Origin of the sequence: Roseivirga misakiensis, assembly GCF_001747105.1 — a bacterium.
Taxonomy (GTDB): Bacteria; Bacteroidota; Bacteroidia; order Cytophagales; family Cyclobacteriaceae; genus Roseivirga; species Roseivirga misakiensis.
Genome location: NZ_MDGQ01000005.1, coordinates 1,599,989 through 1,625,463, shown reverse-complemented (window position 1 = coordinate 1,625,463; position 25,475 = coordinate 1,599,989). Strand labels below are relative to the sequence as shown.

Below are 25,475 nucleotides of genomic sequence, written 5' to 3'. Positions count from 1 at the left end.
ATTATGTTAGACATTCTTACAAGAATAAGGCAACTGGTAGCAGAGAAGGAAGAATTTGCTATGGCAACGGTAGTGAAGACATGGAGAAGTTCTCCTAGACAAGCTGGTTCGTGCTTGGTGGTCACAAAAACGGGCCAGATGATAGGTTCTGTCAGCGGTGGATGTGTGGAAAATGCAGTGGTGCAAAAAGCACAACGTGTTTTAGCAACGGGGCATTCAGAATTAGCCAAGTTTGGTGTTGCCAATGAAGATGCCTGGGAAGTGGGTTTAAGCTGTGGTGGTGAAGTTTGGGTTTATATTACACCTTTCTATACCGAAGATTTATGGGAAAAGCTCGATGATGCCCTAGATGGTAACATTGGTACAGCCTTAGTGACCAATTTGTCTGATGGATCACAGACACTGATAGAAGATATTCTTCCAGAAAGTGAGCTAAAGGCCGTAGTTAATGGAATTTATCAAAAGCGGTCAAATTCACTATTGTCAGTTGAGGGAGTAGAATATTTCGTTCACTCATTTCCTCCGAAAAACAAAATGATTCTAATCGGTTCAGCGCACATTACCGCCGAACTAATTGGTTTGGCGCATATGTATGATTTTGAGACGATTGTAATCGATCCGCGAGATACTTTTGCTCATAAAACGGACTTTGCAATAGCTCCAGATACTTTGCATGTTAATTGGCCCCAAGAAGTTTTGGGAGATTATGCACTGGATAATGAAACCTACGCTGTTATCCTTTCCCATGATCCTAAAATTGACGATGAGGCATTAAAGATTTTATTACCATCTGGTGTACGATATATCGGTGCCTTGGGAAGTCGAAAAACACAAGCAAAACGTATTGAAAGGCTAAAGTCGTATGGATTTACTGACGAGGAGATTAGTAAGGTAAAAGGACCGATAGGCTTGAATATTGGCGCTATGTCGGCCAAAGAAATAGCTTTGAGCGTAATAGCCGAAGTCGTAAAGGTGAAGAATGGGGTGGATTAATCTATCGAGGAGTATCGGAATAGCTTCTTCTAGATCGGCTGGAATTCTTATAGTTATTGGTAATCCAACCTTTTTGCCCAGCATCGTTTTCAACTAGCCAAAAATCTCGATTTTTTCCTAGCACAAATAATTGATCATTTGCATCTACATCCGTTAAATAAGCTCTTCTATCTGGGCTTTTTAGTAATACACCATGGTCGCGAGCATACAACCTTTCCAGGGATCGGTCTAAATCACTAATCAAGTTTTTCCTGATATAGCCTTCTTGACCGTTGGGTAATTCGATTCTGTAATGACTAGCCGTGGTGCCGATCGCTCGGGCAATTTGATTTTTAGCAATCCTGATCGATTGTCTCCCTTCCACATCTTTTGAGATGCTTGTTGAGCGATTGACTCTAATTTCTTCTCCTAGATAAGATAAATCTCCGCCTACTCTTTTTAGTCTTTTTCCGGTTGCTTTTAGGTGATTGAGCGGATCTGTTGCACCGTTTTTATAGATGCCAAAGTGAAGGTGCGGGGGAGTGGTTCTGGCATTTCCGGTATTACCCACAGTTCCAAGTGTATCACCAGCATTGATCCGATCTCCTTTTTTAACCAGAATTTTATTCAAATGGGCAAAATATAGACTTTGAGATCGTTTTGAGTCGTAAAGCCACACTACATTTCCGCCAATACCACGTTTGCCTGCTGTACGGACATAGCCATCAGTTGGTGCTATTATTGGCGTGCCTCTTGCTGCAAAAATATCTACACCTTCGTGCTTACGTCTGCCGCCATCTCTTGGGGCACCCCAAAAACTACCAATTGCTTTATCTGTTTTACCTGCTACTGGAAACCGAAGAGTGGGTACGTTTTGAATGGTAATTTTGAATTCACCACCCCTCAATAATTCTGGTTGAAACCGTAATACGTAAATCGCGTCTCTTCTTGGTTCAAAACCTAAGAGCAGCTCTTCACTATCTGCGGTGGCTACATGCCTAAGTTTGCTGTGTTCATCGATTCTGAATAAGTCGACAAAGGTTTTAGCATCATTTTGTGACATTCGCTCCACATTAACCTGAATCTTTTGCCCTCTTTTTGCACTAAACTGATAGCCTAAGGCAACCGCTTCTTTTTCGTCTATGTAGATCGCTTCTTCATAAGGAGACGATATCTTAATCGGTGATTCTAGAGATGTTTGGGCACTCTTTTGCCAATCTGCACCCAATGCTGTTGAAAGTAAGTTGGCCTCCTCCAAAGAGTGTTCGTAAGCTTCGTGATCATTTCTTGGTTTAAATGGTGCAGGTACTTTTTCGTTTTCACAGCCTAGCACTAAAAAAATAGCTAGACATAGGCATGCAGTGGTGGTGCGTTGCAGCATATTGTTGATTTCAGTTGATATTTTGACCCTTGATAACTAACTCCTAAATAAGGTGTCAGGTTTCATTTACCCTTAGTCAACGAAAAAGTAGGGTGATATTTTATACAGTCTTCCTGTAATTATTAAAGTCAGACTAAATGAAGTCTTTAGATGCTTGATCTAATTGTCATAAGCACCATTTAGCCATAGCCAAAAGCGTTTCAGCGGGTTTTTATCCTTTTGAGGTTTTGAGTTTACAGTTGGTGTAGCTTTCGATTTGTCGCTGTAGGGAACTGCAGGGCCAGTTTGAGAATCTGCCACTTTAGTTTTCTTCTTCTTTGGAGTCGAGGGCTTCATTTTTGCCCTCACATTTTCTTCGTAGTGCTTTTTCTTAAGCTTTTTTAGTTTTTCCTCTTCCTCAAACTTCTTTTTAATGGCCAGTCTTTTTGCCTTTTCTCGTTCTTCAGCCAAGGAATTCTGTTTGCGATCGGTACGTCTCCTTCGTGGTTTGCTAGAACGATCGGCTCTAGGCTTCTTACTAGTTTTTTCGACAGGTTCTTCTTCCTTTTCTTTAACAACAGGTTCGGGTAATTCAATCTTACCGACAACTTTTAAGCCTTCTAAATGTGGCTTTTCAGCTTTGTAAGTTTCTAAAGATTCAGTTTGAGCGTGAAATTCTTCTTCAAGACTGATGACTTGAGGACGCAGCGATTCGACAAATTCAGGCGTTTCTTGTGGCGCATTTACTTCTGATTCTTGGATAGTAACCTCTTCTTCGGCAGGTTCAATTATTTCCTTTTCTGTCGGCTCTTCAGTTTCTGTAGGGATAGTCTCTAAGGCAATTTCAGGGGCAAAGCGATTATTCAAAAATTCAAGCTCTTCCTCAGTGATCTTAATGTTAGGGTGATTATTTACTTCACGAAAGTTCTCTTGAAGCACCGCTACAATCTGATCTGATGAAATGTTAAGTTGTCTTGAAAGTTGCCCAAGTCGCATGCTGATACGGAGTTAAAATGCGAATATAAGGAACTTGCTAAAATAATAGGAGGTGAAAAGCGGATGAAGAACGCCTCATTTGATAAAATTTGTAGAATTAAACACAAAAGCCTGATGTGTATAATGCACATCAGGCTTTCCTTTTCTATATGTAATCTAGATTATTGTTTTGGAAAAGAGGCATTAGCCATAACTTCTTTCATTTGGTCGGTATGTCTTTTGGTATGTCCAGCCATAAATAAAACAGCCTGATAAGTGTCTATTGTACCAAATGGAAGTGTTCCGTAGTGGTTTCTTAGATCGGCATCTGTCTTTTTCATAAACTTGATGTGCTCAGCTCTCAATGATTTAAACTCTTTGATCACCTCTTTAACAGATTCCGTCTTGTTTTCGGGTTCAAAAGGAGGGAACGTTTTCACTTTTTGTTCTCTACTTTCTATTACACCCATAATTTGTTCATCTGTCATTTGAACCTCACTTCGTCTAGAGGGGTCAGCTTCTGTAGCCATAGCACCGGTAACAAAGTTTGCCCAAAGGCTTGACTCTGATATAGTGATGTGTCTTAGGCATTCGGCAACTGACCAACTACCGGCGTCTGGTTTAAAGTTCAGTTGTTCGTCGGATAGCCCTTTCAAAACTTTCATCATTTCATTTTCGGTATCCTTCAAATACTTGATGGCAGCTGTTCTTTCTTCTTTCGTAATCTTGGTTTGTGCTTGTAGTGCCATACCGCCAATCAGCAGTAAGGACATAAGAATTGTTGAGAATCGTTTCATGGTTAAAAAAATTAGTGCTTTTGAAAAAATTATATGTTTAAAGTTACTTTTATAACATTCAACCCTATCACGTTCTAAAAAATAAAAAGGGACAATTAATCTGAAAAAAATGGAGTGGACTGAAATAATGGGGCATGTTGGTGCAGTTTTGAGTAGCATAACCTTTATACCACAAGTGCTGCAAGCTTGGAAAACAAAGAGTGTTGGCGACTTAAGTATGAATATGCTTTTGATTGTAATTACGAGTACAGTGGTCTGGCTTGTTTATGCCTTTTCTCTAAATCTACTGCCGGTTATTATTGCCAATTCGATCATTTTTGTACTGAGCGCTATCTTGATTTATTTTAAATTGACCTTTAAAGAAGCGCCTAAAAAGTGATTGTAGTCTATATTCTGATAGGTACTAGCGCTTTAGTCGCTTTCCCTTTTGTGAAAAAATACATTAGGAATCAGAAGCCACTAATAATTCCACCAAACTGGCACGGGATTCTTGTTCAGAAGGTTCGTTTTTTTAGAGAACTAGATGAAGTGGATCGGCAGGACTTTCTAGAACAGTTAGCACGGTTTCTACGAAATGTTCCCATAAATGGAGTCCAGGTTGAAGTAACATTGGCTGATCGTCTTTTAGTAGCTTCTAGTGCTGTAATCCCTCTATTTGGCTTCAGAGGTTGGGAGTATGGTTATTTAGATGAGGTTATTTTGTATCCATCGGCATTCGATCAAAACTTCAATTTTGAAAACCCTCAGGAGTTGATTATTGGAATGGTTGGGTCTGGAGCGATGGAAGGTAAAATGATTCTTTCAAAACCTGCATTACATGTAGGGTTCGATAATTCTCAAGATAAACAAAATGTAGGCATACACGAATTTATCCACCTTTATGATAAAGAAGATGGTGTTATTGATGGTGTTCCTGTTTCTTTTATGAACGATGAACACATCATGCCTTGGATAGACCTAGTACGGGTTGAAATGAGTAAAATACACAGTGGAGAATCTGGTATTAGAGGCTACGGGGGATTAAATGGTAAGGAATTCTTTGCTGTAGCAGGGGAGTATTTTTTTGAAAGACCACACCTTCTTGAAGATAATCACCCCGAGTTATATGCTATGCTTTCAATGTTCTTCAATCAAAAAATGACGGATACACTGCGTGTAAAAGAAATTAAGCCTAAGCCCTTAGGCAGAAATAGTCCGTGTCCTTGCGGAAGCGGCGATAAGTATAAGCACTGTTGCCTTGGAATAAAGTAAGATGATAATTAGCTAATATTTTTAGTTAACTAAAAATATTAGCTAATTTGTATTCCAATCACTGAATCAAACATGTTGAAATTATCAAAACACTTAATGTTAATTAAGTGGGTGGTATCAATAGTTTTTATTGATGCTATTAATCCCTATACCTATGTCTGTAGATAGTACCATCATGCACATGGACCTAGATACATTCTTTGTGTCTGTAGAAAGGCTGTTGGATAGCCGCCTAAAGGGTAAGCCAGTCTTAATTGGAGGGGTGACAGACCGGGGAGTAGTAGCGGCATGCAGTTATGAGGCTAGAGCCTACGGTATACATTCTGCCATGCCTATGAAAAAGGCAAAGGAGCTTTGCCCAGAGGCTATACAGATTAGAGGAAATTCAGGAACTTATTCTAAATATTCAGAAGATGTTACGGCCATTATAAAAGAGACCGTTCCTTTATATGAGAAGACCTCAATAGATGAATTCTATGCTGATCTGACTGGTTTAGATAAGTTTTTCAGTAGTTACCAAATGGGTACAGAACTTCGCGAACGGATTAGAAAAGAAACAGGTTTGCCTATTTCTTTTGGCATGTCAAAAAATAAGACGGTATCTAAAGTAGCGACGGGTGTAGCTAAGCCAGACAATCAACTGAAAATTGCAAAGGGTGATGAGAAACCATTTTTAGCACCACTCTCAGTAAGTAAAATCCCTATGGTAGGGGAGAAAACCCAGCAGACACTTTTTAGCTTAGGTGTAAAGAAGATTAAGACCATACAGGAAATGCCTGTGGAACTTATGGAAAAAGTTCTGGGTAAAAATGGGGTATCTATTTGGAAAAAGGCCAACGGTATTGATCACTCTGCTGTAGTGCCTTATAATGAACGTAAATCTATTTCTACCGAACGTACTTTTGATAAAGATACTATTGACATTCATAAGCTAAAGGCCATACTGTTGGCCATGGCTGAAAATTTGGCTTTTCAATTACGAAGAGGCTTAAAACTTACAGCTTGTGTTACAGTTAAAGTGCGTTATTCAGATTTTAACACCTATACATTACAATCTCGAATTCCATATACCTCTGCGGATCATGTCCTAATTGCTAAGGTGATGGAGCTATTTGATAAACTACATAATAAGCGGCTTTTAGTGCGATTAATAGGGGTTAGGTTTAGTCATTTAGTAGAAGGGGGCTATCAGATTAATTTATTCGAAGATGCCGAAGAGATAATAAGCCTCTATCACGCCATGGATAAGATCAGAGATAAATATGGTGATAGAAAAGTGATGCGTGCTTTTGGCATTGAAGCAAAGACAATTAGTCGTTTTAATCCATTTACTGGAGAGCCGCCACCATTATTGGCAAATCGCAGACAATAATACATGAATAAATTAACATGTATTAATATTTATATATTAATTTATTTAGTTAAATCAATGTTAATTTCAAGCCATAGACTCCAGAAAGGAGGGAGGCCGTATAAAACTATTTCCGTTAAAGCTAAAAAATACCTACCAATAGGTATTTGATAATTTTCGGAAAATCTTGAATTTAAAGCTTCAACCAAAGAAACTATGAGCAAGTTATTAGCCTTGGCCTTCAATGAATTGGGGGTTAGCGAAATTCAAGGGCCCGAACACGAAGAGCGAATTCTTACCTATGCCCATGAATCAGGTTTTGAGTCAATAAACGACGATGAAACTCCCTGGTGCAGTATATTTATAAATTACTGCTGTGTAAAACTAAACCTCGAACATACTGGTAAAGCCAACGCGCGGTCTTGGATGCATGTGGGTAAAAAAACAAAAAATCCTAAACCTGGTGATATAGTCGTTTTTTGGAGAGAAAGCATTCAGTCTTGGAAGGGGCATGTTGCTATTTTTACGGGTTTTTCTGCTGATGGTACTCAAGTGTTTTGCCTCGGTGGAAATCAAGGAAATAGAGTATCTATCGCGGCTTACAGTGCCGATAAAGTACTAGGCTTTCGTCGGTTAGAAAAGCAAACTAGTAACGCGCTTCCAGCACCAGTTCTACGCAAAGGCAGTCGAGGTAAAGAGGTGGAAAAATTACAGATAATTCTTAACCAGCTAGGCTATAACTGCGGAGACCCAGATGGTGCTTTTGGTCAAATGACCCATGATGCACTTATACTATTTCAATCAAATAATCGCTTAGCAATAGATGGGGTCTATGGCAATGGTTCAAAAGATATGATTGAATCTTTAATGCAAAGCTAAATCAATCATAAAGATGAATTTCGAAAAAATTCTTGGTGATACTTTGCGTGATTTAGGCTCTACAGAAGTGGCTACACTCTTAGTTTCCGATAACGGAACGGAAGTCGGAGCATATAGCAGAATTGATCTGGAGGGTGATCACATTGCCTATATAAACCCACAAAATCCTGATGTACAAAAAATGCAGCAGGCAGCTATAAAGCAATCATTACTAGCAAGAGAAACAACACTAAAATTAATAACAGCAATAATTAAAAATTAAACCAATGGGACTATTACAAAAATTAGAAGAAGCAGTAACCGATTTTGCCACATTAGAGGTAGCTACATTTACTAAGGCCGAACCAACCAACATTCCTGTCAGTATGAGTTTTAGTAACGACCAAGGAAATGTTAGTAGTGATACAGTTTTTACCGCAGTTAGAGCGGCTTTGGCAAACGAAGAATTGGTGGGCTACGCTCGATTTGAAATCGACGGCGATACGGTTGCTTTTGTAAATAACAACCCAGCGTACTCAGATGTCCTAGAGTATCACAAATCAGTAATTCAGGACAGTCAAAATGCTCGAAAAGCTATCTATGACACTATTGTAGGACTCGGAAGCTAGTGATTATTACACTATGAAATTGTTCCGCTTTGAAGGGTTATTTGGGGTTAACATTCAAAATGTTAGCCCTAAATATATCTTAACGAAAGTTAGAGAAAAAGGAGAAACTATTGATAAGACTGAGGTATCACCACCTCATCCTTGGATTCAGTTTCTAGTCATCAAGCGGCAGCAGATTGGAAAATATCTTTTAAAAAAGCTATTCTAAAAGCTTAAGCTTGTAGCTAAATGTCAGATAGTAAAATTCTCAAATATTTATCAGATTCCTTTGATGAGGAAGCAGTTGATTTACTAGATAATTTCGGCTATGTATCTTTTTCAAAAGATGGCAGCGATGAGAGACCTAATAAAACTGCTGTCAATTTGGGAATAAAAGAGTTTAGAGCAGAGTACCTCCAATCTATTATTTATGAACCCAATCAACCAATTACATCAAAGCATTTAACGGAATTTGAGTTGGATGATTTGGCCTACATTAGTGATTTAGAAGGCCGATTCAAACTGAGTGAACATAGGACTATCATTAAAAGTGATGCCTTGCTCATAAGAGTTTTACGTTTTCGATTGAATCTACTCGGTTTGGTGTCATCAGTGAATAATCAATATGATACTGAGTTAGAAAATGGTTTAACGCAACTTTCTAAGTTCTTACAAGTCACAAGCCAGGGAGAGCTATTCCACTTAATCGATGATTTTGATGAGCTGATAACTGTGGCCGCTAAAAGAACATGGAACATAGGTTTTAGGGGACTTGCGAGTGTAAGCTATGACGGTAAATCTAGTCTAAAACGAGATTCAGATGCTATGAAACAAAGCCTTCGGATGGTTGAGAATACCGGGTCAATTTCAAGCACTTCTGTAGATTTTTATAGCAATGATTTTGTTGATAAGCCTTGGCTGACTAAAAAAGCTGAGAAACATTTAACCGTAATTCAAAATCACCCCTTCAACAATTTTATAGTCAGACTAATTCAGATAAAACTCTGGTTGCTTGGTGCTTATGGCCATAAAATTGATGGAGATATGAAATTAAGAACCATTGAGGCTTTGGAAGACTTTCACGAGTTGATTGAATCAATGAATACTGCAAGTCAGCAATTGCACGTAATCCCTTCAAGGTTTGTATTCCGGATGAAAGGAGGAAATTGGTTAATCAATTATAAATACCTTCTCTTAATAGGAATACCCAATGTGGAGGTGGGCTTTGATGCAAATGAGTTTGATGTAAAAGCAGTATCCGCTCAGCTTCAAAACCTTATAGACCAGGTAGAAAATCAAGCTGACAAAGACAAAGTTTTAGCAAAAGTCGATCAATTAGTTGATGAACAGTTGAACGAAAAGGTACCAAGAAGAAAAAAGAAAGTAAGGAAGGCCAAAGGCTTTATGCGTCAAGTAGTTGGTTTCTTCAAAAAAGCGGTAGAATGGCTTGCGGCTGGCATTCAGAAAGTGATCGATGTTATCAGTTCATTCTTTAAAAAGGTGAAAAATGCCGTAGGTTATCTGATACGAGAGATCCGCGAAGCAATCAATAAAACAATTGAGACTTTTAGTTTTTTCTTTAGTAAAAGGAAAATCACTACGAATAATCTGATTACGAGCGATTTTGATATTGATTTCGATGCCGTCGCTACACTCAGTGCAGGTTATACGTCTACCGACTTAGAAGCGCACCAATCAAAAGTAGATTCGTTACTTGATACAATGAGTAACGTTTTTGGTGTGTTTGGGAAGGTAATACCAATTGTTATTGACCTTTTAAAAGGGCCAGTCGGTTGGGTGAAACTCGGAATCAAACTCGTTAAAATTATTTTAAAAGATGGCTTAGATTCTCTGTTTAAGCCAGCACTGTCTATTGTCAAATCATAAATTATATGTTGAAAGTCGATTTAAAGATTGTTGAGTCAGACGATGGAGTCTCTTTTGATGAGGCACACATTAAGCTACTTAAAGAAGGAGCTGTATTGCTCGAAAAAATTGTTAATGACAGCGACTCATTCGAAAAAAAAGTAACTGGAAAAGGGTTGAGGCGTCCCAAACGGTTTAGAAGAAGCAATGGACTAAGCCGAACCGAGGTCTATAACGTCTTCATGAGTGGGGATGATAAGTTCACAGAAGAATCATCTACTGACTCTAATGTTCAAGGTGATATGGATATTGATATATGGATTCACCCTTATAAGACAAAACCAGGTGTTGTGGGGTATACGACGCCGAGTACGCATGCCACGTGGATTAACTTGAACAAGCTATATCAGTGGATGAATAGATATAACAATCAGCCTAATCTGTTGAGGGCAGAAATAGCTGGTAACTTGGCGCATGAGTATTGTCATAACCTAGGGTTTAGACATGGTCGGGGTGGTAGTACTCGTGCCAACAGAAAAACTGTACCTTATTTTATTGGAAATACGGTAAGGGATATTGGTAGAAATGAAGCGAATTTATTTGCTATCGGTAACTCAGAAGATCTTTTTGCTTGCTCTGAATCTGTCGAATCTAAGTAGAATATTATTTAACTAATAATATTAGTATTTTTGCTTCTGACTCTTGATGAGTTGGGAGCAAAATGTATCTAAATACTCACACATATTATAGCTTTAGGTATGGTACCTTCAATACCAAAGACTTATTGGGTGAACTCCAAAAAGCAGGGGTAGACCGTTTTGCTCTAACCGATATTAATGGTACACCTGCAGCCATTAACTTTGTCCGATTAGCACCAAAATATGGTATTAAACCGATTTTAGGTGTGGATTTCAGAAACGGAGCTGACCAACTGTTCGTTGGTATAGCCCAAAATAATGAAGGTTTTAAAGAGCTAAACGATTACCTGTCTCACTATCTGCATAGTGGTGAAAAGATACCTGAACGAGCTCCAGTTTTCAAAAACGCGTATGTAGTTTATCCTCTTAGTAAATATACTGGCTGGAAACTAAAAAAATTAGAATATATAGGGGTTCGGCCTAGAGATTTACCTCGTCTTATCTATCCGCCACATCAGATGGATAAGAAGAAACTAGTGATATTACAGACGGCTACTTTTAGGAGTAAAATAGACGAAAAATCTGGCGAACGCATTGTTCGGAAAAAGGATTTTAATGCCCATCGGCTTTTAAGAGCCTTCGATAATAACACACTCCTGAGTATGCTTCCAAAGTCTGAAGAGGGAAGCGCAAGTGATTTCATTTATCCACTAACTGAATTGCTTGATCTATATAAGGAACACTCTTACATGATCGATAATACTCGAAATCTGCTGTTGGACTGTAATATCCATTTCGATTTTGAAGGAGAGCACTTAAATAAAAACTTATCATCTTTTGGTAAAGACGCTGCAGCTGACCTAGCATTACTAGAAGAGCTTTGCGAGGAAGGCTTACCATATAGGTATAAAAATCCGACAGCGGATATCTTGAAGCGTATCAAAATGGAACTTGAAGTGATCAAGCAGCAAGGCTTTATGTCCTATTTTTTAATCAATTGGGATATTTGCCGTTATGCTCGAAACAAGGGTTACTTCTATGTTGGGCGTGGGAGTGGCGCAAACTCAGTCGTCGCTTATTTACTTAGAATTACCGATGTCGATCCAATTGAATTGGACCTTTATTTCGAACGCTTTATCAATTTATATCGACAGAATCCACCAGATTTCGATATTGATTTTTCTTGGCGAGACAGAGAGGATATTACCGATTATATTTTTAATCGGTACCCTAATGTGGCGCTCTTGGCTACTTACAGCACTTTTCAGTTTAAAGCTGTAGTCCGTGAATTAGGGAAGGTGCTGGGAATTCCTCCTCACGAGATAGACCATATCCAGCGGGCACCTTATAAAGAGCTAGACGACTTACATAAACTGGTTTTACGCTATGGAAAGTACATTGAGGGTTTTCCTAATCACCTGAGTATTCATGCCGGGGGGATTTTGATTTCAGAAAAGCCGATACATTACTACACGGCAACTGATCTTCCGCCTAAGGGTTTTCCAACCACGCATTTTGATATGATCATTGCTGAAGATGTAGGACTCTACAAGTTTGATATTCTAAGCCAGAGGGGATTGGGTAAGATTAAGGACAGTTTGATTGAAATTGAAAGAAATCATTCAAATGACCCTAAAATCGATATTCATGATATCGCAAGCTTAAAAAAAGACAAAAAGATTAAAGCAATGCTTCGTGAAGGAAAAGCGATCGGTTGTTTTTATGTAGAGTCGCCAGCCATGCGCATGTTGCTCAAAAAGCTTAGGGTGGAAGAATATTTAGGGCTAGTAGCAGCAAGTTCAGTGATTCGGCCAGGTGTAGCTAAATCAGGAATGATGCGGCAGTACATTCTTCGTTTTCGAGAACCCGATCGTAGAAACGAGGCACATCCCATCCTCCGAGACATTATGCCCGAAACTTATGGGGTAATGGTTTATCAGGAGGATGTGATCAAAGTAGCACACTACTTTGCTGGCCTCACTTTGGGTGAGGCAGATGTGCTTAGGCGTGGAATGTCTGGCAAATACCGATCGAGAGAAGAATTTCAAAAAGTACGGGACAAGTATTTTAAAAACTGTATCAAAAAGGGGCATAGCTTTGAACTTGCAGCTGAAGTTTGGCGTCAAATTGAAAGCTTTGCTGGTTATGCTTTTGCTAAGGGGCATTCCGCCTCTTATGCTGTGGAAAGCTATCAGAGTTTATACTTAAAAGCCTACTATCCATTAGAGTATATGGTGGCAACTATCAACAATGGTGGTGGTTTTTATCGAATGGAATTGTATGCTCATGAGGCTTTCATGCATGGGGCAGACATTCAAGCACCCTGTGTGAACCAAAGCGAATATCTCTGCACTATTTATGGCAGAACCATCTACCTAGGGCTAGCTTTTATAAGTGAATTAGAGAAAACGACTGCGGAAGAAATATTGAGAGAGCGTTGTGAAAATGGCGTTTTTATGAGTTTTGATAACTTTTTGAAACGAGTCAACATCTCCTTAGATCAATTGAGTTTGCTTATTAAAATAGGGAGCTTTCGTTTTACAGGTCAGTCAAAAAAAGCATTGCTTTGGGAAGCCCATTTTCAGTTGGGTAATCATAAAAAAACAAATCCAGTTCGCATGCTTTTCGACCCTGAAGTCAAGCGTTTTCAGCTTCCCGAACTAAGTTACGATATGCTGGAAGATGCCTTTGATCAGCAAGACCTACTTGGTTTTCCTTTGTGTAACCCTTTTGATTTGTTGAAAGAAGCACCACCAAGAAATATTTTGGTGCGAGAAATGGCAGCACACAAAAATAAGACTGTTCGGATGATTGGCTATTTGGTTCACATTAAGAACACAAACACATCAAACGGAAAGAAAATGCAGTTTGGTACTTGGATAGATAGGGAAGGACACTTTATAGATACAACCCATTTTCCCCCTGTAGCTGCTCAATACCCTTTTAGAGGAAAGGGGATTTACGAACTTGTAGGCAAACTGGTAGAAGAATTTGACTTCCTAAGTTTGGAAATGATCGCCATGCGTAAATTACCCTATGTGCATGACCCTCGATATGCCGAAGAACCTAGGCACGCACAAATGGGCGTAGCGTCTACTTAAACTGTAAGACCGTAGTTCGTTTAGCAGGTACTTGAAAGTCCTTTGAAATATCAATTGATGCACCGTTCATAACATCTTCAGCCGCAGAGAAGCCCCTAAGCATTTCGATGTGCTTTTTCCTGCTGATGGTCATTGGTTTATCATTCATATTCATGATCACCATTACACGTTCATTATCCGTATAGCGGAAATACACATAGACATTGTCAGTTGGCAAAAAGTGAAGCAGTTTTCCTTCATGAATGGCCTTGCTGCTTTTTCGCCAATTCGTAATCTTTTTGACATAGTCAAACATGTCATTTTCCGCAGCGGTTCTACCTTCTTTGGTGAAAACTGATCTTTCATCACCAGCCCAGCCACCAGGCATTTCGGCACGTTTCGCACCATCACCCCATTCTCCAGGACCTTGTTTGAAGGCAAGTTCGGTACCATAGTAAACCTGTGGTATTCCTCTGGTGGTGAGCAGGTAAGCATATGCCATTTTAAGATTATCAGGGTTTTCGCCTAGGGTAGAAAATATTCTACCAATATCATGATTGTCTAAGAAGATGACATTCTTCATCGGGTCAGAATAAAGCCTATCCTGACTTAAGGCATAATAAAGCTTCATGATACCGCTTTCCCAGCCAAAATCAGAGTTGAACGCATCTCTTACAGCAAAGTGAATTTGAAAATCCGTAACACTCGGGAGGTGAGAGTTGTAACCATCATCTTCTCCCGCTTTATCTTCTTGCCAATACGATTCTGAAGCCACATTTTCAACCCAAGATTCACCCACAATATTAAAGTTAGGGTAAGCCTCAATTACCTCTTTTGCCCAACGGGCCATGTATTCCTTATACGGATAAACATAAGTGTCCATACGAATTCCGTCAACACCACTATATTCTATCCACCACAAGGTGTTTTGAATCAAGTAGTCAGCCAAAACAGGATTTCGTTGATCTAAATCAGGCATTTCATTGACAAACCAACCCTTAATGAGTTTGTCCTCGTCATATTTAGAGGCATATGGATCAGAGGCCACCGAGCCTCGATAGGAAGTATTTCCGTAGACACTCTGATCGTGAACCCAATTTTTGAAAGGCAAATCTTTCATCCACCAATGCTGATCGCCAATATGATTATGAATCATATCCATAATGACTTTTAAACCCTTATCATGGCAGGCTTGCACAAAGGCGACAAATTCCTCATTACTTCCGAAACGCCTATCTACCTTATACATATCGGTAGCGGCATAGCCGTGATAACCTTTATACTCCGGTGTTTGGTCATTCTCGAAAACAGGAGTGAGCCACACCGCTGTCATTCCTAGTTCTTTAATGTAATCTAACTGTTCTTGAACACCTTTAAGGTCACCACCGTGTCGGCCACTTGGGTCATCTCTACGCGCAGGTTCAAGCATTCCCTCAATAGTGTCATTTTCTGGATTACCATTTGCAAAACGATCTGGCATTAGTAGATAGATGACATCTTCACTGCTGAAACCTAAATTTCGATTGCTATCAATTGACCTTTCTTTAAGCTCGTAGCTGATTTTTTTATGCTTTTTACCTTTTCTTAGGTCAATGTCAATTTTGCCTGGAGCTACATCTGGACTGATCGTGAGGTTGATAAAAAGATAATTCTCAGAATCACCGGCAAGCTGGTTAACAAGGGTAATACCAGGTGTATTCACAGATACTCTCCATAGCGCCAATTCTTCGCCATGAAGGCTAATTTGTAGTTTTTCAGTTGGCATTTTAGCGTACCAAAAAGGTGGCTCAACTTTTATGTCTTGTGCATGGACAAATAGTACACTAAAGGATAGGGCGAAGATTAAACTTAATGTTCTTTTCATTTTAATCAGGATCAGTTAGCAGATGGCTACAGAATAACAGCATCTAATATAATCTGTATTCTTGGATGTGCTTTAGCAAACGTTTGTTATCACTTGATAAGATAGTCAATGACTTTGTCTACAACTGAAGCTGCAATCCAAGTAAGTAGGGGAATGATAAGATAAAAAATGAACCGTGAAGCGGTCGGGATATTCACGGGGATCTCGAAAACACTTTGTATGATTTTCCGATAGTTAATAAGGTCGATAACATTGATGTTATCTAGGTTTTTATGAATTCTAGACTTTTTAAGTGCTTCTCTGTCTCCCTCAATAGCAGCATCTACCAGAATAAGTTCTTTGTGCTTGGCAATGCTTACTCTCTTGCGTATGCCTTTAAGCGGCGTTCTAATTAAGAAGAAAATAGATGGAATAATGATCGCGATTGCTGGGTTCTGAATGTCGATAATGCGTACACCTTGAACAAATAGAAGTGAATATGCACCGATGAATCCTAGGGTACTTGTAATACCAGATTTAGTCAAGGGCATGAATTTGTCCATGTTCAAAAGGTCAATGTCTATTTCGCGCGACATTTTATTCATCACCGTCATGTTTCGCATAAAGGTAGAGGTGGCGTGCGTAATGACTAACCACATTAACATTATCTCAAACCCAATTCCGAGCCTAGTAAAAGTAAAATCTCTAGTCCCGTTGATTATCCATTGAAATACATCTAAATAGGCATGGATGAACCCAATCAATAAAGCGACAATTGTTTCGATGGTGAGCTTTCGCTGGTTGCTCATTTCATACTTCCAGAATGATCTTCTTTCTTGGTCAAAATCGCCCGACGCCAGGAGCTTATCAAAGCTATTGACATGGCTGTTGTGAATCACTCGAGCCATAAAAATCATGTACCCAAAAGTGAAAATGAAGTACATATTTGTTTCTATGTACTGCCAAGTCATCGTCATGCCATCTAATTCAATAGATAGCCAAACCATGGAGGCGCAAAAGATTGAACAAATAATGCCTATTAAAAATGGGTGGACTTTACCAGCGGTTAACCGAAGAATTAATGCAGTATGCGGTTTTGACATATGCCTGAAAATAACAAATGATTTTGTTACCTCATAAACCAGTATGCCAGCGGTAAGCTATCGAAAATGGTCAATGTCGAAATTGACAATATAATGGTCAAATGTTGGCCTTAATCCATTACCAGAAAGACGATTGCTCGTAAAGATCAAATATTTACCATCTGTAGTCACGAAGGGACTAAACTCCTGCCAAGAAGAATTGATTTTAGAACCTAGTGATACGGCTTTAGACCAATTTCCGCTATCATTAAATGAAACGTAGAGGTCGGACTGTCCAATCGCTCCAGACCTATCGTAGGATGAAAAAATCAGAAATGTCTCATCTTGGTCGATGAAGAAATCACCTTCAAAGCTTTTGGAGTTGATACTAGTGGGCAATTTATTTGCCTTGTTGCGCCCTTCTAAAAGCACGTAGAGATCGGCATTGCCATTTGATTCATTAGTAATGTTAAAGTATAAATTGCCACTTTTACTCAAGATAGGGGCACCTTCGTGCCGACGTGTTGATGTTGCTTTTGAAAACAGTACAGGTTCAGACCATCCGCTCTCGCCGAGAAAAGATTCCCAGATATTGAAATCCTGTCTACCTCCATCTGGATGTGGAATAGAGGCTTGGAATATCATATGAGTTCCATCCTCGCTGACCCATGGGTGAGAGTAATTATAATCTTGATTGAAAGGAATCTTTTGCAATGGACCGAGACCATTGGCATGAACAGCTCTTTTCACAATAAATGACCTGCCGTTTTCTTGAATGGTATAGTAGAATTCTGTCTCATTTTTAGAGAACCAATTGTTCCAATGCAGACCGCCATCTGATAAGTCATCGGCAAACAAAAGATTGGGGACACCTTTTTGATGAACTGCATTTGCACGAAATGTCTGCCCGTGACAATTCAAATGAAGAAAAAAACTCACAAGTACAGTGACAAGTAAGCCCGGTGTGTTTGGTTGCATGTGTTGGTGAAACGCAATTGAGGCGCAAAGAATACACCTTGCTGAAAGATATTTTTCTTTTCTCCTTAAATGGTAAAAGGTGATTTTAAATGGTTATTCCACCCTTTTTTAGACTAAAAATTTATGAGATTTCCAACTCATTTGATGTTCGATGGCTTTTAATTATTTTCGAAAAATTAATCCTCTACTATGCGATATTTATTCACTCTTATTTGTCTTTTATGCCTTGTCAATATATCTGCTGCGCAGACTGTTAGTCCCAAGATCCTATCTATGAAAGATCGGGCAGCGGTAATTAATCGGCTTTTAGAGGACAAGGTCGAAAATTACTTACCTGCAATCATGTCTAGGGAAGGAATTGATATGTGGATTGTGATTTCGAGGGAGTATAATGAAGATCCCATTATTAAGACTTTGTTGCCTGCTGAATGGCTGGCAGCACGACGAAGAACGATTTTGGTGTTTTTTAATAAACCAGATGGTTCAGGAATCGAAACACTTGCTGTGGCACGTTACGACGTTGGCTCGACTTTCAAGAGTGCTTGGAACAAGGAGGAGCAACCTGATCAATGGAAGCGATTGGCGGAACTTGTAAGAGAGCGTAACCCAAAGAAGATCGGCATTAATAAATCAAAGTATTTTGGACTTACTGATGGTATTGTGTCCACTGATTTAGAGGAATTCACGGCTGCACTAGACAAAAAGGACATGCAAAAAATCACATCAGCAGAAAAGCTAGCGATCGGTTGGTTGGAAACCAGAACAGAGGCAGAGATGGCGATTTACCCACATATCACCAGAATTTCTCATGAGATAATACAAGAAGCCTTTTCAGATAAAGTGATTACTGCGGGAGTGACAACCACTGAGGATGTAGTTTGGTGGATGAGAGAGCGTGTTCGTGAATTGAAACTTCAAACTTGGTTTCACCCAACCATAGATGTTCAAAGAGCTGACCCGGAGAATTTTGATCACCTAAGAACATTTAGTAAGCGACCAGATAAGAATGTAATCTTACCAGGTGATCTATTACACTGTGATTTTGGTATAACCTATTTGAGGTTGAATACTGATCAACAACAACATGCTTATATACTCAAGCCAGGGGAAAAAGAAGTGCCAAGCTTTCTCGTCGAAGCTTTCAAAAACGGTAATAGACTTCAAGATATTTTTACAGGGAATTTTAAAGAAGGCAGAACTGGAAATGAAGTGCTGAAAATGAGTAGAGAAATGGCCATAAAAGAAGGAATTAAGCCCTCTATTTATACACACCCAATTGGCTACCACGGACATGCATCTGGAACTACTTTGGGCATGTGGGATTCTCAAGGAGGTGTACCAGTGACAGGAGATTATCCGCTGCACCTGAATACTGCTTACTCCATAGAGTTGAATGCCGCCACTTACATAAAAGAGTGGGATAAAGAGATTCGAATAATGCTGGAAGAGGAAGCATTTTTTGATAAGACGGGTGTTTGGTATATTGACGGGCGCCAGACGGAAATCATGACGATTCCTAGGGTACCTGCTAAGCAGAAATAGTTAGATTTCACCTATTACAAGATTCACATTGGTACATTTCAAGCGGTAATTGCTGCTTGTCAGTAAATAATAGATGAAGATCAGAATTGCACTTATCTTAATTTTTTCTATGTGCTTGAATTTGATTCAGGCACAGACTCCCAGTACGATCGATTTAAGCGATTGGGATGGTCTAGAGTTCTATAAACTGGATGGTAAATGGGACTTTTATTGGAATCAATTGATTACCAATAGAAGAGAAGCCACCCAAGCACCAGTTCAAGTTGAAGTTCCTCACGACTGGTCTAAAATTTCTATTGATGGTGAACAACTTCCTGATTTTGGATACGCTACTTACGCCGTACGTTTGATTATACCAAAGGATAAACCGCCCGCTGGTATGCTTATAACTCATGCATTTTCTGCGTACAATGTAATGGTCAATGATAGCCTAATTTATGAGTCGGGTGTAGTTGGAAAATCAAAGCAAGGGTATAAAGGATATCGCGAACCGAAAGTGGTTTCTTTTAGAGAATTCAAGACGGATACGCTAGATGTAGTCATTCAAGTCTCGAATTATCATCACACAAATGCAGGGCTTTATTATTCTTTAGAAGTTGGTGATGCGAATAGACTAATTAAGGTGCTCAGAACAAACCAAGGGCTAAGTCTATTTTTGGCCGGCGCGTTCTTTATTACAGGATTCATCCTTATTGCCTTTTCAGCCGCCTACAGACATTTGTCACTACCTGTACCATTTTATGCTTTGTTTTCATTGAGCATGATGTACCGACTTATAGGCACGGATTATTATCCATTGCATGCCATGCTGAACACTTTAAACTTTGACTTAGCGATATGTTTGGAGTATTTGAGCGGCTACGCAGCATCCCTATTCGGTGGTCTTTTTGTTTTTACGCTTTATCCTAACCAGACCAACGTATGGTTTAAACGTGTTTTCTTAGCGATTACTATTGCGAATATTATCCTTGTTCTCGTTACGCCATCAGTGTTTTTTACGAGTATACTTCGGTATTATCTAATTTTTATGATTTTGAGTGGAGGCGTCTTTTTATATACCGTGATTAAGGCTAAAATCGACAAAGAACCCACCTCAAGCTACCTTATTTCGGCATTTTTAGTGCTTGTATTATGGGTTGTAGTTCAAACTTTGGACTTCCTAAATATCTATGGTAATCATTTTGGGTTAAGGGTGGTCTTATTAACCATTGCCGTTATTCTAGCAAACTTGGCATTATTCAAAACTTTTGTAATGCGCATGGATATTCTAACAAAGTCCAGAGCTGAGATGGAATATCAGAAAAGTAGACAAACCATGCTCTCACTGATCTCTCATGAAATAAAAATGCCTGTTGCGACATTGCAGATGAATATGGAAATGATCAAGCGCTCAAGTGAACGACCAGAGAAATTTGCCAAGGTCAAGGACAAGATTGTAGACCTTTCTTTGAGTTCTGTCGAGTCGATCAAAAGAATGCTTCATGACTTTATTTATTTCATGACACTCAATCAAACTGCAAGTGATAAAATCGATTTTGAGGAGTTAGCACAATTTGTTGAAGAAAACTGGAACCTACAGGTATTCGCTCAAGCCGATCCAAACTTTGAATCGACGCGTTTCGCTACCGATAAGATGACGTTGAAGTATATAATGAATACGCTTATCGGAAATGCGCTCAAGTTTTCTAGGCAGAATGATGCCCCCGCCGAAATTCATTTAAACCAAAAGGGTAATGAATTGATTATAGAAGTAAGAGATTATGGAGTTGGGATTTCTGAAGAGCAGCTTCAGAGCCTAGGGACCAATCAATCGAAGGTTGATGAAAATCAAGAAATAACAGGAATGGGCTTCTATCTTGCCAAAGATTTGACGGAACGATTAGGGCATAAACTATGGATAACTTCCCGAGGGAGTGAAGGAACCAGTGTATTTATAAGCATGAAAAGTATATGATCAAGATACTGATAGTTGAAGATGATTTTGCAGTAAGAGATACACTGAAGGATTTCATAGAATTCATGTATGATGATGTTGAGGTAGAAGAAGCCAGCAACGGAAAAGCGGCTAATCAATTAATTGATCAAAATCGATATGATATCGTAATCACAGATCAAATGATGCCCGATATTCAAGGTTCTGATCTGATCGCCCGCAATAATGAAAAGCTAGAAAATGAAGGCACTTGGATATACGTGTATAGCGGCCAAATGGAGTCAGAACTCCGAGAAAAGCTAGCGCCATTCAAAAATGTAAAAGTCATTGATAAGTTTACCAATCCAATGTTTTTCAAGGAAATAATAGACTCCTATAAGGAACAGAACACTTAAGTCATTTTAAGTTTAGACTTGTGTTTTTTCTCATTACTTTACGGTAAGATTTAGCCTAAATGGATAATAGTAAACGCGAGTTTTATAGCTTCTTTTCTAAGAATATCATCAAAGGAGCTATCTATTTGATTGTCCTAATTGGTCTCCTAATACTTTTCAAAAGTTATTTCAAGAGTCAATATGATACCATTGAGCATGCTGTGTCAGATAGCTACTATTTAATGTTTTTCATCTTCCTGATCTCAGAAATATTTGTCGGAATATTGCCTCCTGAACTTTTTATGTTTTGGTCTTTGGATGACCCCTGGCATTACTACATCACTGCAGTTTCAACCATGACCTTGGTTTCGCTCTTCGCTGGCTGGTTAAATTATCGTTTAGGACGAGTTTTAGGTAAGAAGGAATTCTTCTTGAATATATTTCAAAAACGGCTGAAGCTTAAAAAATATCAGCAAAAATATGATCAGTACGGGAGTGGTTTGATTATCGTATCTGCACTAACTCCGCTGCCTTTTGCATTGATAAGTATGCTCACGGGTACGCTCATGTATCCACAAAAGAAGTATCTCCTTTTTGCCTCATTCCGTATCATTCGATTTGTCGTGTACGGGATAATTGTCTGGAATCTCGATGGTGTGATCTAATACTAAACTCAAAATTCTCCGTTCTACAGAAAAACCATTAGCGTATGGGAAATCGGAGAGTTGGGGTTTATAATGCTAAGTGGATAGCACTAATTTTTATGGGACTGCTGTCTTTATCAGCCTGTTCAACAGATGATGAAGCCGAACCAATTATGGTGGCTGAGGGAACCTTTCCTGGAGTAGATGAACGTCTTTGGCCATATTTTATTCGTTTTCAAGAACAAGGTGCATCACGCGGCCTTACCATCGACTTGGTAGCAGAAGGTATCACGGGAGTTATCGAAGTAATTGACGAAGAAAATATTGCAGGCACATGTAATTTTAATAGCCGAACCTCAAACCATGTTATGATCGATGCTGAGTTTTGGCAATTGGCGCCAGATCTATTTAAAGAGTTCATAGTATTTCATGAACTAGGGCATTGCTCATTATTCAGGGATCATCGAGAGGGTGCTGACCAGAATGGAAGATGTATTTCCATCATGAGAAGTGGCCTCGAGGAATGCAGAGATAACTACAATATTGTTACTAGAACAGATTACTTAGATGAGCTGTATGACACTCAATTTGCTCGAGATATTTTTAGTAATCGCTAACCTTAAAGTGAGCTACTTCACATTTGAGCCTTTTACATCTGTACATTATAAACCGCTGGGAGAGGTTCAGGAATTTTATCCTTAGGCTCATCCAACATTTCCCTCATATCAATCTCTATACCTCTAGCCATTGTTGTTATTGGTACATCATTGGCCGATCCTTCAAACGGGTTTTCACCAGCCGTACCGATTCTCTGCATTGTATTAAAAATCCATGATACTACAGCTGATACTGGTATAGCTACCCAGATAAAATAGCCACCGAAATCAGGGTAAGTTTCCATTAGCTCTTGACCCATTTTCCAGAACTCCGGAACAATTGCGAAGGGGAGTAGCATATTGAAAAGGTTTACAAAATCATAGCCTAAAGTGGCATATTGACGGGGGTAAGGGAAGTTCTTAATTCGTTCATTTTTACCCTGTAGATTGAAGAATTCTTTCAGTACATTTTCCATCTCTAGAAAAGCGAATTCCCAAATCAGACCAGCATCTTTTAAAGCTTTTATATGCTGAGACTGTAAAGTTTGGAGGGCATTAGCCTTATTCTTTTTAGACATTACATATTCTACCTCTTCCGGGCTAATTAATCTAGAAAGCTCTTCTTCCAGTGGGACTGTTAGTTCTTGCAGGTTAAGCATTTCGCTCCATTGCTTATTGGTTTTAGCTTTTTTAAACGTTTCCCAGGGTTTTTCTGCCCTCAAAGCATAACGAAGCGCACTCATCCAAGCAATTTGTCTATACACTAAAATTCGTCTTTCTTCCGCTAAATAGTCTTGGCTTTTTGGATCAGTTGTATGGGCATTATTAACCATATCTCGAACCATCATGGTCCAAGTACGAGAGGTGTTTACTATGCCTCCCCATATTTTTCGAGCTTCCCATAGTCGATCGTAAGCCGCATTGTTCTGGAAACTGATTAAGAAAGCAACCGCCGTACCGACCAGGGCTATAGGTGTCCAAGGCAATTGTAACCACCGTAAACCGACAACTTCATATAGCACCGTTACTATGGCAGCCATAAGCACGAAGAAAATGGTCTCTTTTCTCGTCCAAATGGCCATGTCTTTCTTTGAGTACTTCTTTTTTATATACATGAGGATGGGATTGTATCTTAAATATAATCAGCCCCAGAGATTTTGTATATTTCTATACCAAATCAGACGTATGAAAAGGAGAGATTTTTTAAATGTAAGCGCACTTAGTACTGGTGCAATTATGACAGGGGTCAACACAATTATTCCCAGTTACAAACCAAGGCATGAGTTTAACCTAAATTATGCACCCCATTTTGGGATGTTTAGAAAGTCAGCGCCTGGCGGAATCTTGAATGAAATTGATTTTATGGCGGAACAAGGCTTTAAATCCTTGGAAGACAATGACATGAAACAGCGACCTATTGCTGTGCAAGAGCAAATTGCTGATAAAATGAAGGGATATGGCATGACGATGGGGGTGTTCGTAGCCCATACCATTTTTTGGCAAGAACCTAATCTTGCTAGCGGAAAAAAGGACTGGCAAGATCAGTTCCTAAAAGAAATAAAAGAATCAGTCGATGTGGCAAAAAGGGTGAATGCCAGATGGATGACCGTTGTGCCTGGTCATTTAGATCTCAGAAAAGACATGGGGTATCAAACGGCCAATGTGGTGGACAGCCTAAGAAAAGCCTGTGAATTATTAGAACCTCATGGTTTGGTAATGGTCTTAGAACCTTTAAATCCACGTGATCATCCAGGTTTATTCCTGTCGAAGGCTGCTCAAGCTTATGAAATATGTAAGGCGGTCAATAGTCCATCTTGCAAAATCCTCTTCGATATTTACCATCAGCAGATAACTGAAGGCAACTTGATCCCTAACATAGATAACTGCTGGGACGAGATAGCCTACTTTCAAATTGGTGATAACCCTGGGCGTAAAGAGCCTACTTCTGGAGAAATAAACTACTTCAATGTGTTTAAATACATCCATGATAAGGGCTTCAAAGGAGTATTAGGAATGGAGCATGGTAATTCTCAAAGTGGCAAGAAAGGGGAAGAGGCTGTGATAGACGCGTATATCAGTTCAGATAGTTTTAAATAGATAGTTAAGACTTTCGAATTTCTCAGAACAATCTCAAGTACAATCTGTTAGAGCAGTCAAATACAGAGTTATGATTTCAACACTCTATTTACTGATTGCTTTATTAAGTCCACCTTCGGAAATGGTCTTTGATTTTGGTGAAAATAAAGATGGCTACAAGTGGGCCATTGTAAATGATGGAGTTATGGGTGGCCTTTCACGGGGCAAAGCTCAGCTGACAGATGATAGCATGATTTTCTCAGGCACGGTTTCGCTTGAAAATAATGGTGGATTCACTTCATTAAGAGCTCCCTATGCCAGATACGATCTTTCCCAATACGATCAAGTAGAAATCAAGTACAGAAGCAGTGGTTTAGACTGCGCACTGAATGTATACCAATACCAAAGGTTTTGGCTTCCAAATCATAAAATGCCAATACCATCTTCTAACGATGCATGGAAAACTATTACCGTCGATCTTTATGACTTAAAAGAATATCGAATGGGAAGAAGGACAGGGCGCACAATGTCTAAAGGAGCTGCGAAAAACACTATTCGTTTAGGCTTTATCACTGATTCTAAAAAGCCAGGAGCTTTTAAGCTAGAGATCGCTTATGTAAAGTTTTCGAAGAAGGCACTTTAGGACTGATT

General features: G+C 39.2%; 24 protein-coding genes. 17 read left to right on the top strand and 7 right to left on the bottom strand.

What is annotated here, in order from left to right; genetic code table 11:
- Positions 1-3 precede the first annotated feature (3 nt).
- Complete coding sequence (locus tag BFP71_RS14660) at positions 4-993, top strand: XdhC family protein (protein WP_069836194.1); 990 nt, start codon at positions 4-6, stop codon at positions 991-993.
- 1 nt (position 994) lies between these two features.
- Here BFP71_RS14660 and BFP71_RS14655 read toward each other — a convergent pair whose 3' ends face one another.
- The 3 genes from BFP71_RS14655 to BFP71_RS14645 all read right to left on the bottom strand — a co-directional run bounded on the left by BFP71_RS14655 (position 995) and on the right by BFP71_RS14645 (position 4,104).
- Positions 995-2,353 carry a M23 family metallopeptidase gene (locus tag BFP71_RS14655; protein ID WP_222843489.1) on the bottom strand — a complete coding sequence of 453 codons (1,359 nt, stop codon included), beginning with the start codon at positions 2,351-2,353 and terminating at the stop codon, positions 995-997.
- Positions 2,354-2,512: 159 nt separating this feature from the next.
- Positions 2,513-3,328: a hypothetical protein gene (locus BFP71_RS14650; protein ID WP_069836192.1), complete on the bottom strand. Its 816-nt coding sequence runs from the start codon at positions 3,326-3,328 to the stop codon at positions 2,513-2,515.
- A gap of 161 nt (positions 3,329-3,489) precedes the next feature.
- On the bottom strand, positions 3,490-4,104 hold the full coding sequence (locus tag BFP71_RS14645) for a DinB family protein (RefSeq protein ID WP_069836191.1): 615 nt from the start codon (positions 4,102-4,104) through the stop codon (positions 3,490-3,492).
- A gap of 109 nt (positions 4,105-4,213) precedes the next feature.
- Between BFP71_RS14645 and BFP71_RS14640 the strand changes: the two genes are divergently transcribed.
- From BFP71_RS14640 to BFP71_RS14595, 9 genes are all read left to right on the top strand, one after another.
- Entirely contained in the window at positions 4,214-4,483 is a 270-nt protein-coding gene (locus tag BFP71_RS14640) for a SemiSWEET family sugar transporter (protein ID WP_069836190.1), read from the top strand.
- Positions 4,480-5,355 carry a zinc-dependent peptidase gene (locus BFP71_RS14635; protein WP_088125151.1) on the top strand — a complete coding sequence of 292 codons (876 nt, stop codon included), beginning with the start codon at positions 4,480-4,482 and terminating at the stop codon, positions 5,353-5,355. Before BFP71_RS14640 ends, BFP71_RS14635 begins: the two co-directional genes overlap by 4 nt.
- Positions 5,356-5,509: 154 nt before the next feature.
- On the top strand, positions 5,510-6,727 hold the full coding sequence (gene dinB / locus BFP71_RS14630) for a DNA polymerase IV (RefSeq protein ID WP_069836189.1): 1,218 nt from the start codon (positions 5,510-5,512) through the stop codon (positions 6,725-6,727).
- A gap of 195 nt (positions 6,728-6,922) precedes the next feature.
- Positions 6,923-7,585, top strand: a complete 663-nt coding sequence (locus tag BFP71_RS14625) for a C40 family peptidase (RefSeq protein ID WP_088125057.1) — start codon at positions 6,923-6,925, stop codon at positions 7,583-7,585.
- A gap of 13 nt (positions 7,586-7,598) precedes the next feature.
- Positions 7,599-7,847 carry a hypothetical protein gene (locus tag BFP71_RS14620; protein WP_069836188.1) on the top strand — a complete coding sequence of 83 codons (249 nt, stop codon included), beginning with the start codon at positions 7,599-7,601 and terminating at the stop codon, positions 7,845-7,847.
- 4 nt (positions 7,848-7,851) lie between these two features.
- Positions 7,852-8,193, top strand: a complete 342-nt coding sequence (locus tag BFP71_RS14615) for a hypothetical protein (RefSeq protein WP_069836187.1) — start codon at positions 7,852-7,854, stop codon at positions 8,191-8,193.
- A 228-nt stretch (positions 8,194-8,421) separates the two neighbouring features.
- A complete protein-coding gene (locus BFP71_RS14605) occupies positions 8,422-10,059 on the top strand; it encodes a hypothetical protein (protein ID WP_069836185.1) in 1,638 nt (545 codons plus the stop codon).
- A 5-nt stretch (positions 10,060-10,064) separates the two neighbouring features.
- Positions 10,065-10,697: a hypothetical protein gene (locus BFP71_RS14600; RefSeq protein ID WP_069836184.1), complete on the top strand. Its 633-nt coding sequence runs from the start codon at positions 10,065-10,067 to the stop codon at positions 10,695-10,697.
- 62 nt (positions 10,698-10,759) lie between these two features.
- Positions 10,760-13,777, top strand: a complete 3,018-nt coding sequence (locus tag BFP71_RS14595; protein ID WP_069836183.1) for a DNA polymerase III subunit alpha — start codon at positions 10,760-10,762, stop codon at positions 13,775-13,777.
- Here the strand turns inward: BFP71_RS14595 and BFP71_RS14590 are convergent.
- The 3 genes from BFP71_RS14590 to BFP71_RS14580 all read right to left on the bottom strand — a co-directional run bounded on the left by BFP71_RS14590 (position 13,770) and on the right by BFP71_RS14580 (position 17,659).
- Positions 13,770-15,620, bottom strand: a complete 1,851-nt coding sequence (locus BFP71_RS14590) for a glycoside hydrolase family 13 protein (RefSeq protein WP_069836182.1) — start codon at positions 15,618-15,620, stop codon at positions 13,770-13,772. The genes BFP71_RS14595 and BFP71_RS14590 overlap by 8 nt on opposite strands.
- Before the next feature lie 89 nt (positions 15,621-15,709).
- Positions 15,710-16,702 (bottom strand): hypothetical protein, encoded by a 993-nt coding sequence (locus tag BFP71_RS14585; RefSeq protein ID WP_141719774.1) that lies wholly within the window; start codon positions 16,700-16,702, stop codon positions 15,710-15,712.
- A gap of 57 nt (positions 16,703-16,759) precedes the next feature.
- A complete protein-coding gene (locus BFP71_RS14580) occupies positions 16,760-17,659 on the bottom strand; it encodes a TolB-like translocation protein (RefSeq protein WP_069836180.1) in 900 nt (299 codons plus the stop codon).
- Between the two features lie 189 nt (positions 17,660-17,848).
- Here BFP71_RS14580 and BFP71_RS14575 point away from each other — a divergent pair, with 189 nt between their 5' ends.
- The 5 genes from BFP71_RS14575 (at position 17,849) to BFP71_RS14555 (ending at position 22,769) form a co-directional block, all read left to right on the top strand.
- Positions 17,849-19,201 carry a M24 family metallopeptidase gene (locus BFP71_RS14575; protein ID WP_069836179.1) on the top strand — a complete coding sequence of 451 codons (1,353 nt, stop codon included), beginning with the start codon at positions 17,849-17,851 and terminating at the stop codon, positions 19,199-19,201.
- A gap of 73 nt (positions 19,202-19,274) precedes the next feature.
- Positions 19,275-21,155: a sensor histidine kinase gene (locus tag BFP71_RS14570; protein WP_069836178.1), complete on the top strand. Its 1,881-nt coding sequence runs from the start codon at positions 19,275-19,277 to the stop codon at positions 21,153-21,155.
- The gene (locus BFP71_RS14565; RefSeq protein ID WP_069836177.1) at positions 21,152-21,529 is read left to right on the top strand and encodes a response regulator; all 378 of its coding nucleotides are present in this window, start codon (positions 21,152-21,154) and stop codon (positions 21,527-21,529) included. Before BFP71_RS14570 ends, BFP71_RS14565 begins: the two co-directional genes overlap by 4 nt.
- Positions 21,530-21,588: 59 nt before the next feature.
- Positions 21,589-22,173 (top strand): VTT domain-containing protein, encoded by a 585-nt coding sequence (locus BFP71_RS14560; protein WP_069836176.1) that lies wholly within the window; start codon positions 21,589-21,591, stop codon positions 22,171-22,173.
- Between the two features lie 44 nt (positions 22,174-22,217).
- A complete protein-coding gene (locus BFP71_RS14555; RefSeq protein ID WP_069836175.1) occupies positions 22,218-22,769 on the top strand; it encodes a hypothetical protein in 552 nt (183 codons plus the stop codon).
- Positions 22,770-22,801: 32 nt separating this feature from the next.
- Here BFP71_RS14555 and BFP71_RS14550 read toward each other — a convergent pair whose 3' ends face one another.
- Positions 22,802-23,863: a bestrophin family protein gene (locus tag BFP71_RS14550; RefSeq protein WP_069836174.1), complete on the bottom strand. Its 1,062-nt coding sequence runs from the start codon at positions 23,861-23,863 to the stop codon at positions 22,802-22,804.
- 70 nt (positions 23,864-23,933) lie between these two features.
- Here BFP71_RS14550 and BFP71_RS14545 point away from each other — a divergent pair, with 70 nt between their 5' ends.
- Both BFP71_RS14545 and BFP71_RS14540 read left to right on the top strand, forming a co-directional pair.
- Complete coding sequence (locus BFP71_RS14545; RefSeq protein WP_069836173.1) at positions 23,934-24,845, top strand: hydroxypyruvate isomerase family protein; 912 nt, start codon at positions 23,934-23,936, stop codon at positions 24,843-24,845.
- 70 nt (positions 24,846-24,915) lie between these two features.
- On the top strand, positions 24,916-25,467 hold the full coding sequence (locus BFP71_RS14540) for a CIA30 family protein (RefSeq protein WP_088125056.1): 552 nt from the start codon (positions 24,916-24,918) through the stop codon (positions 25,465-25,467).
- The last annotated feature ends 8 nt before the right edge of the window (positions 25,468-25,475 follow it).

Coding starts and splice junctions, on each gene's coding strand:
- BFP71_RS14660 (WP_069836194.1), top strand. CDS start 4: ATGTTAGACATTCTTACAAGAATAAGGCAACTGGTAGCAGAGAAGGAA.
- BFP71_RS14655 (WP_222843489.1), bottom strand. CDS start 2,353: ATGCTGCAACGCACCACCACTGCATGCCTATGTCTAGCTATTTTTTTA.
- BFP71_RS14650 (WP_069836192.1), bottom strand. CDS start 3,328: ATGCGACTTGGGCAACTTTCAAGACAACTTAACATTTCATCAGATCAG.
- BFP71_RS14645 (WP_069836191.1), bottom strand. CDS start 4,104: ATGAAACGATTCTCAACAATTCTTATGTCCTTACTGCTGATTGGCGGT.
- BFP71_RS14640 (WP_069836190.1), top strand. CDS start 4,214: ATGGAGTGGACTGAAATAATGGGGCATGTTGGTGCAGTTTTGAGTAGC.
- dinB (WP_069836189.1), top strand. CDS start 5,510: ATGTCTGTAGATAGTACCATCATGCACATGGACCTAGATACATTCTTT.
- BFP71_RS14625 (WP_088125057.1), top strand. CDS start 6,923: ATGAGCAAGTTATTAGCCTTGGCCTTCAATGAATTGGGGGTTAGCGAA.
- BFP71_RS14620 (WP_069836188.1), top strand. CDS start 7,599: ATGAATTTCGAAAAAATTCTTGGTGATACTTTGCGTGATTTAGGCTCT.
- BFP71_RS14615 (WP_069836187.1), top strand. CDS start 7,852: ATGGGACTATTACAAAAATTAGAAGAAGCAGTAACCGATTTTGCCACA.
- BFP71_RS14605 (WP_069836185.1), top strand. CDS start 8,422: ATGTCAGATAGTAAAATTCTCAAATATTTATCAGATTCCTTTGATGAG.
- BFP71_RS14600 (WP_069836184.1), top strand. CDS start 10,065: ATGTTGAAAGTCGATTTAAAGATTGTTGAGTCAGACGATGGAGTCTCT.
- BFP71_RS14595 (WP_069836183.1), top strand. CDS start 10,760: ATGTATCTAAATACTCACACATATTATAGCTTTAGGTATGGTACCTTC.
- BFP71_RS14590 (WP_069836182.1), bottom strand. CDS start 15,620: ATGAAAAGAACATTAAGTTTAATCTTCGCCCTATCCTTTAGTGTACTA.
- BFP71_RS14585 (WP_141719774.1), bottom strand. CDS start 16,702: ATGTCAAAACCGCATACTGCATTAATTCTTCGGTTAACCGCTGGTAAA.
- BFP71_RS14580 (WP_069836180.1), bottom strand. CDS start 17,659: ATGCAACCAAACACACCGGGCTTACTTGTCACTGTACTTGTGAGTTTT.
- BFP71_RS14575 (WP_069836179.1), top strand. CDS start 17,849: ATGCGATATTTATTCACTCTTATTTGTCTTTTATGCCTTGTCAATATA.
- BFP71_RS14570 (WP_069836178.1), top strand. CDS start 19,275: ATGAAGATCAGAATTGCACTTATCTTAATTTTTTCTATGTGCTTGAAT.
- BFP71_RS14565 (WP_069836177.1), top strand. CDS start 21,152: ATGATCAAGATACTGATAGTTGAAGATGATTTTGCAGTAAGAGATACA.
- BFP71_RS14560 (WP_069836176.1), top strand. CDS start 21,589: ATGGATAATAGTAAACGCGAGTTTTATAGCTTCTTTTCTAAGAATATC.
- BFP71_RS14555 (WP_069836175.1), top strand. CDS start 22,218: ATGGGAAATCGGAGAGTTGGGGTTTATAATGCTAAGTGGATAGCACTA.
- BFP71_RS14550 (WP_069836174.1), bottom strand. CDS start 23,863: ATGTATATAAAAAAGAAGTACTCAAAGAAAGACATGGCCATTTGGACG.
- BFP71_RS14545 (WP_069836173.1), top strand. CDS start 23,934: ATGAAAAGGAGAGATTTTTTAAATGTAAGCGCACTTAGTACTGGTGCA.
- BFP71_RS14540 (WP_088125056.1), top strand. CDS start 24,916: ATGATTTCAACACTCTATTTACTGATTGCTTTATTAAGTCCACCTTCG.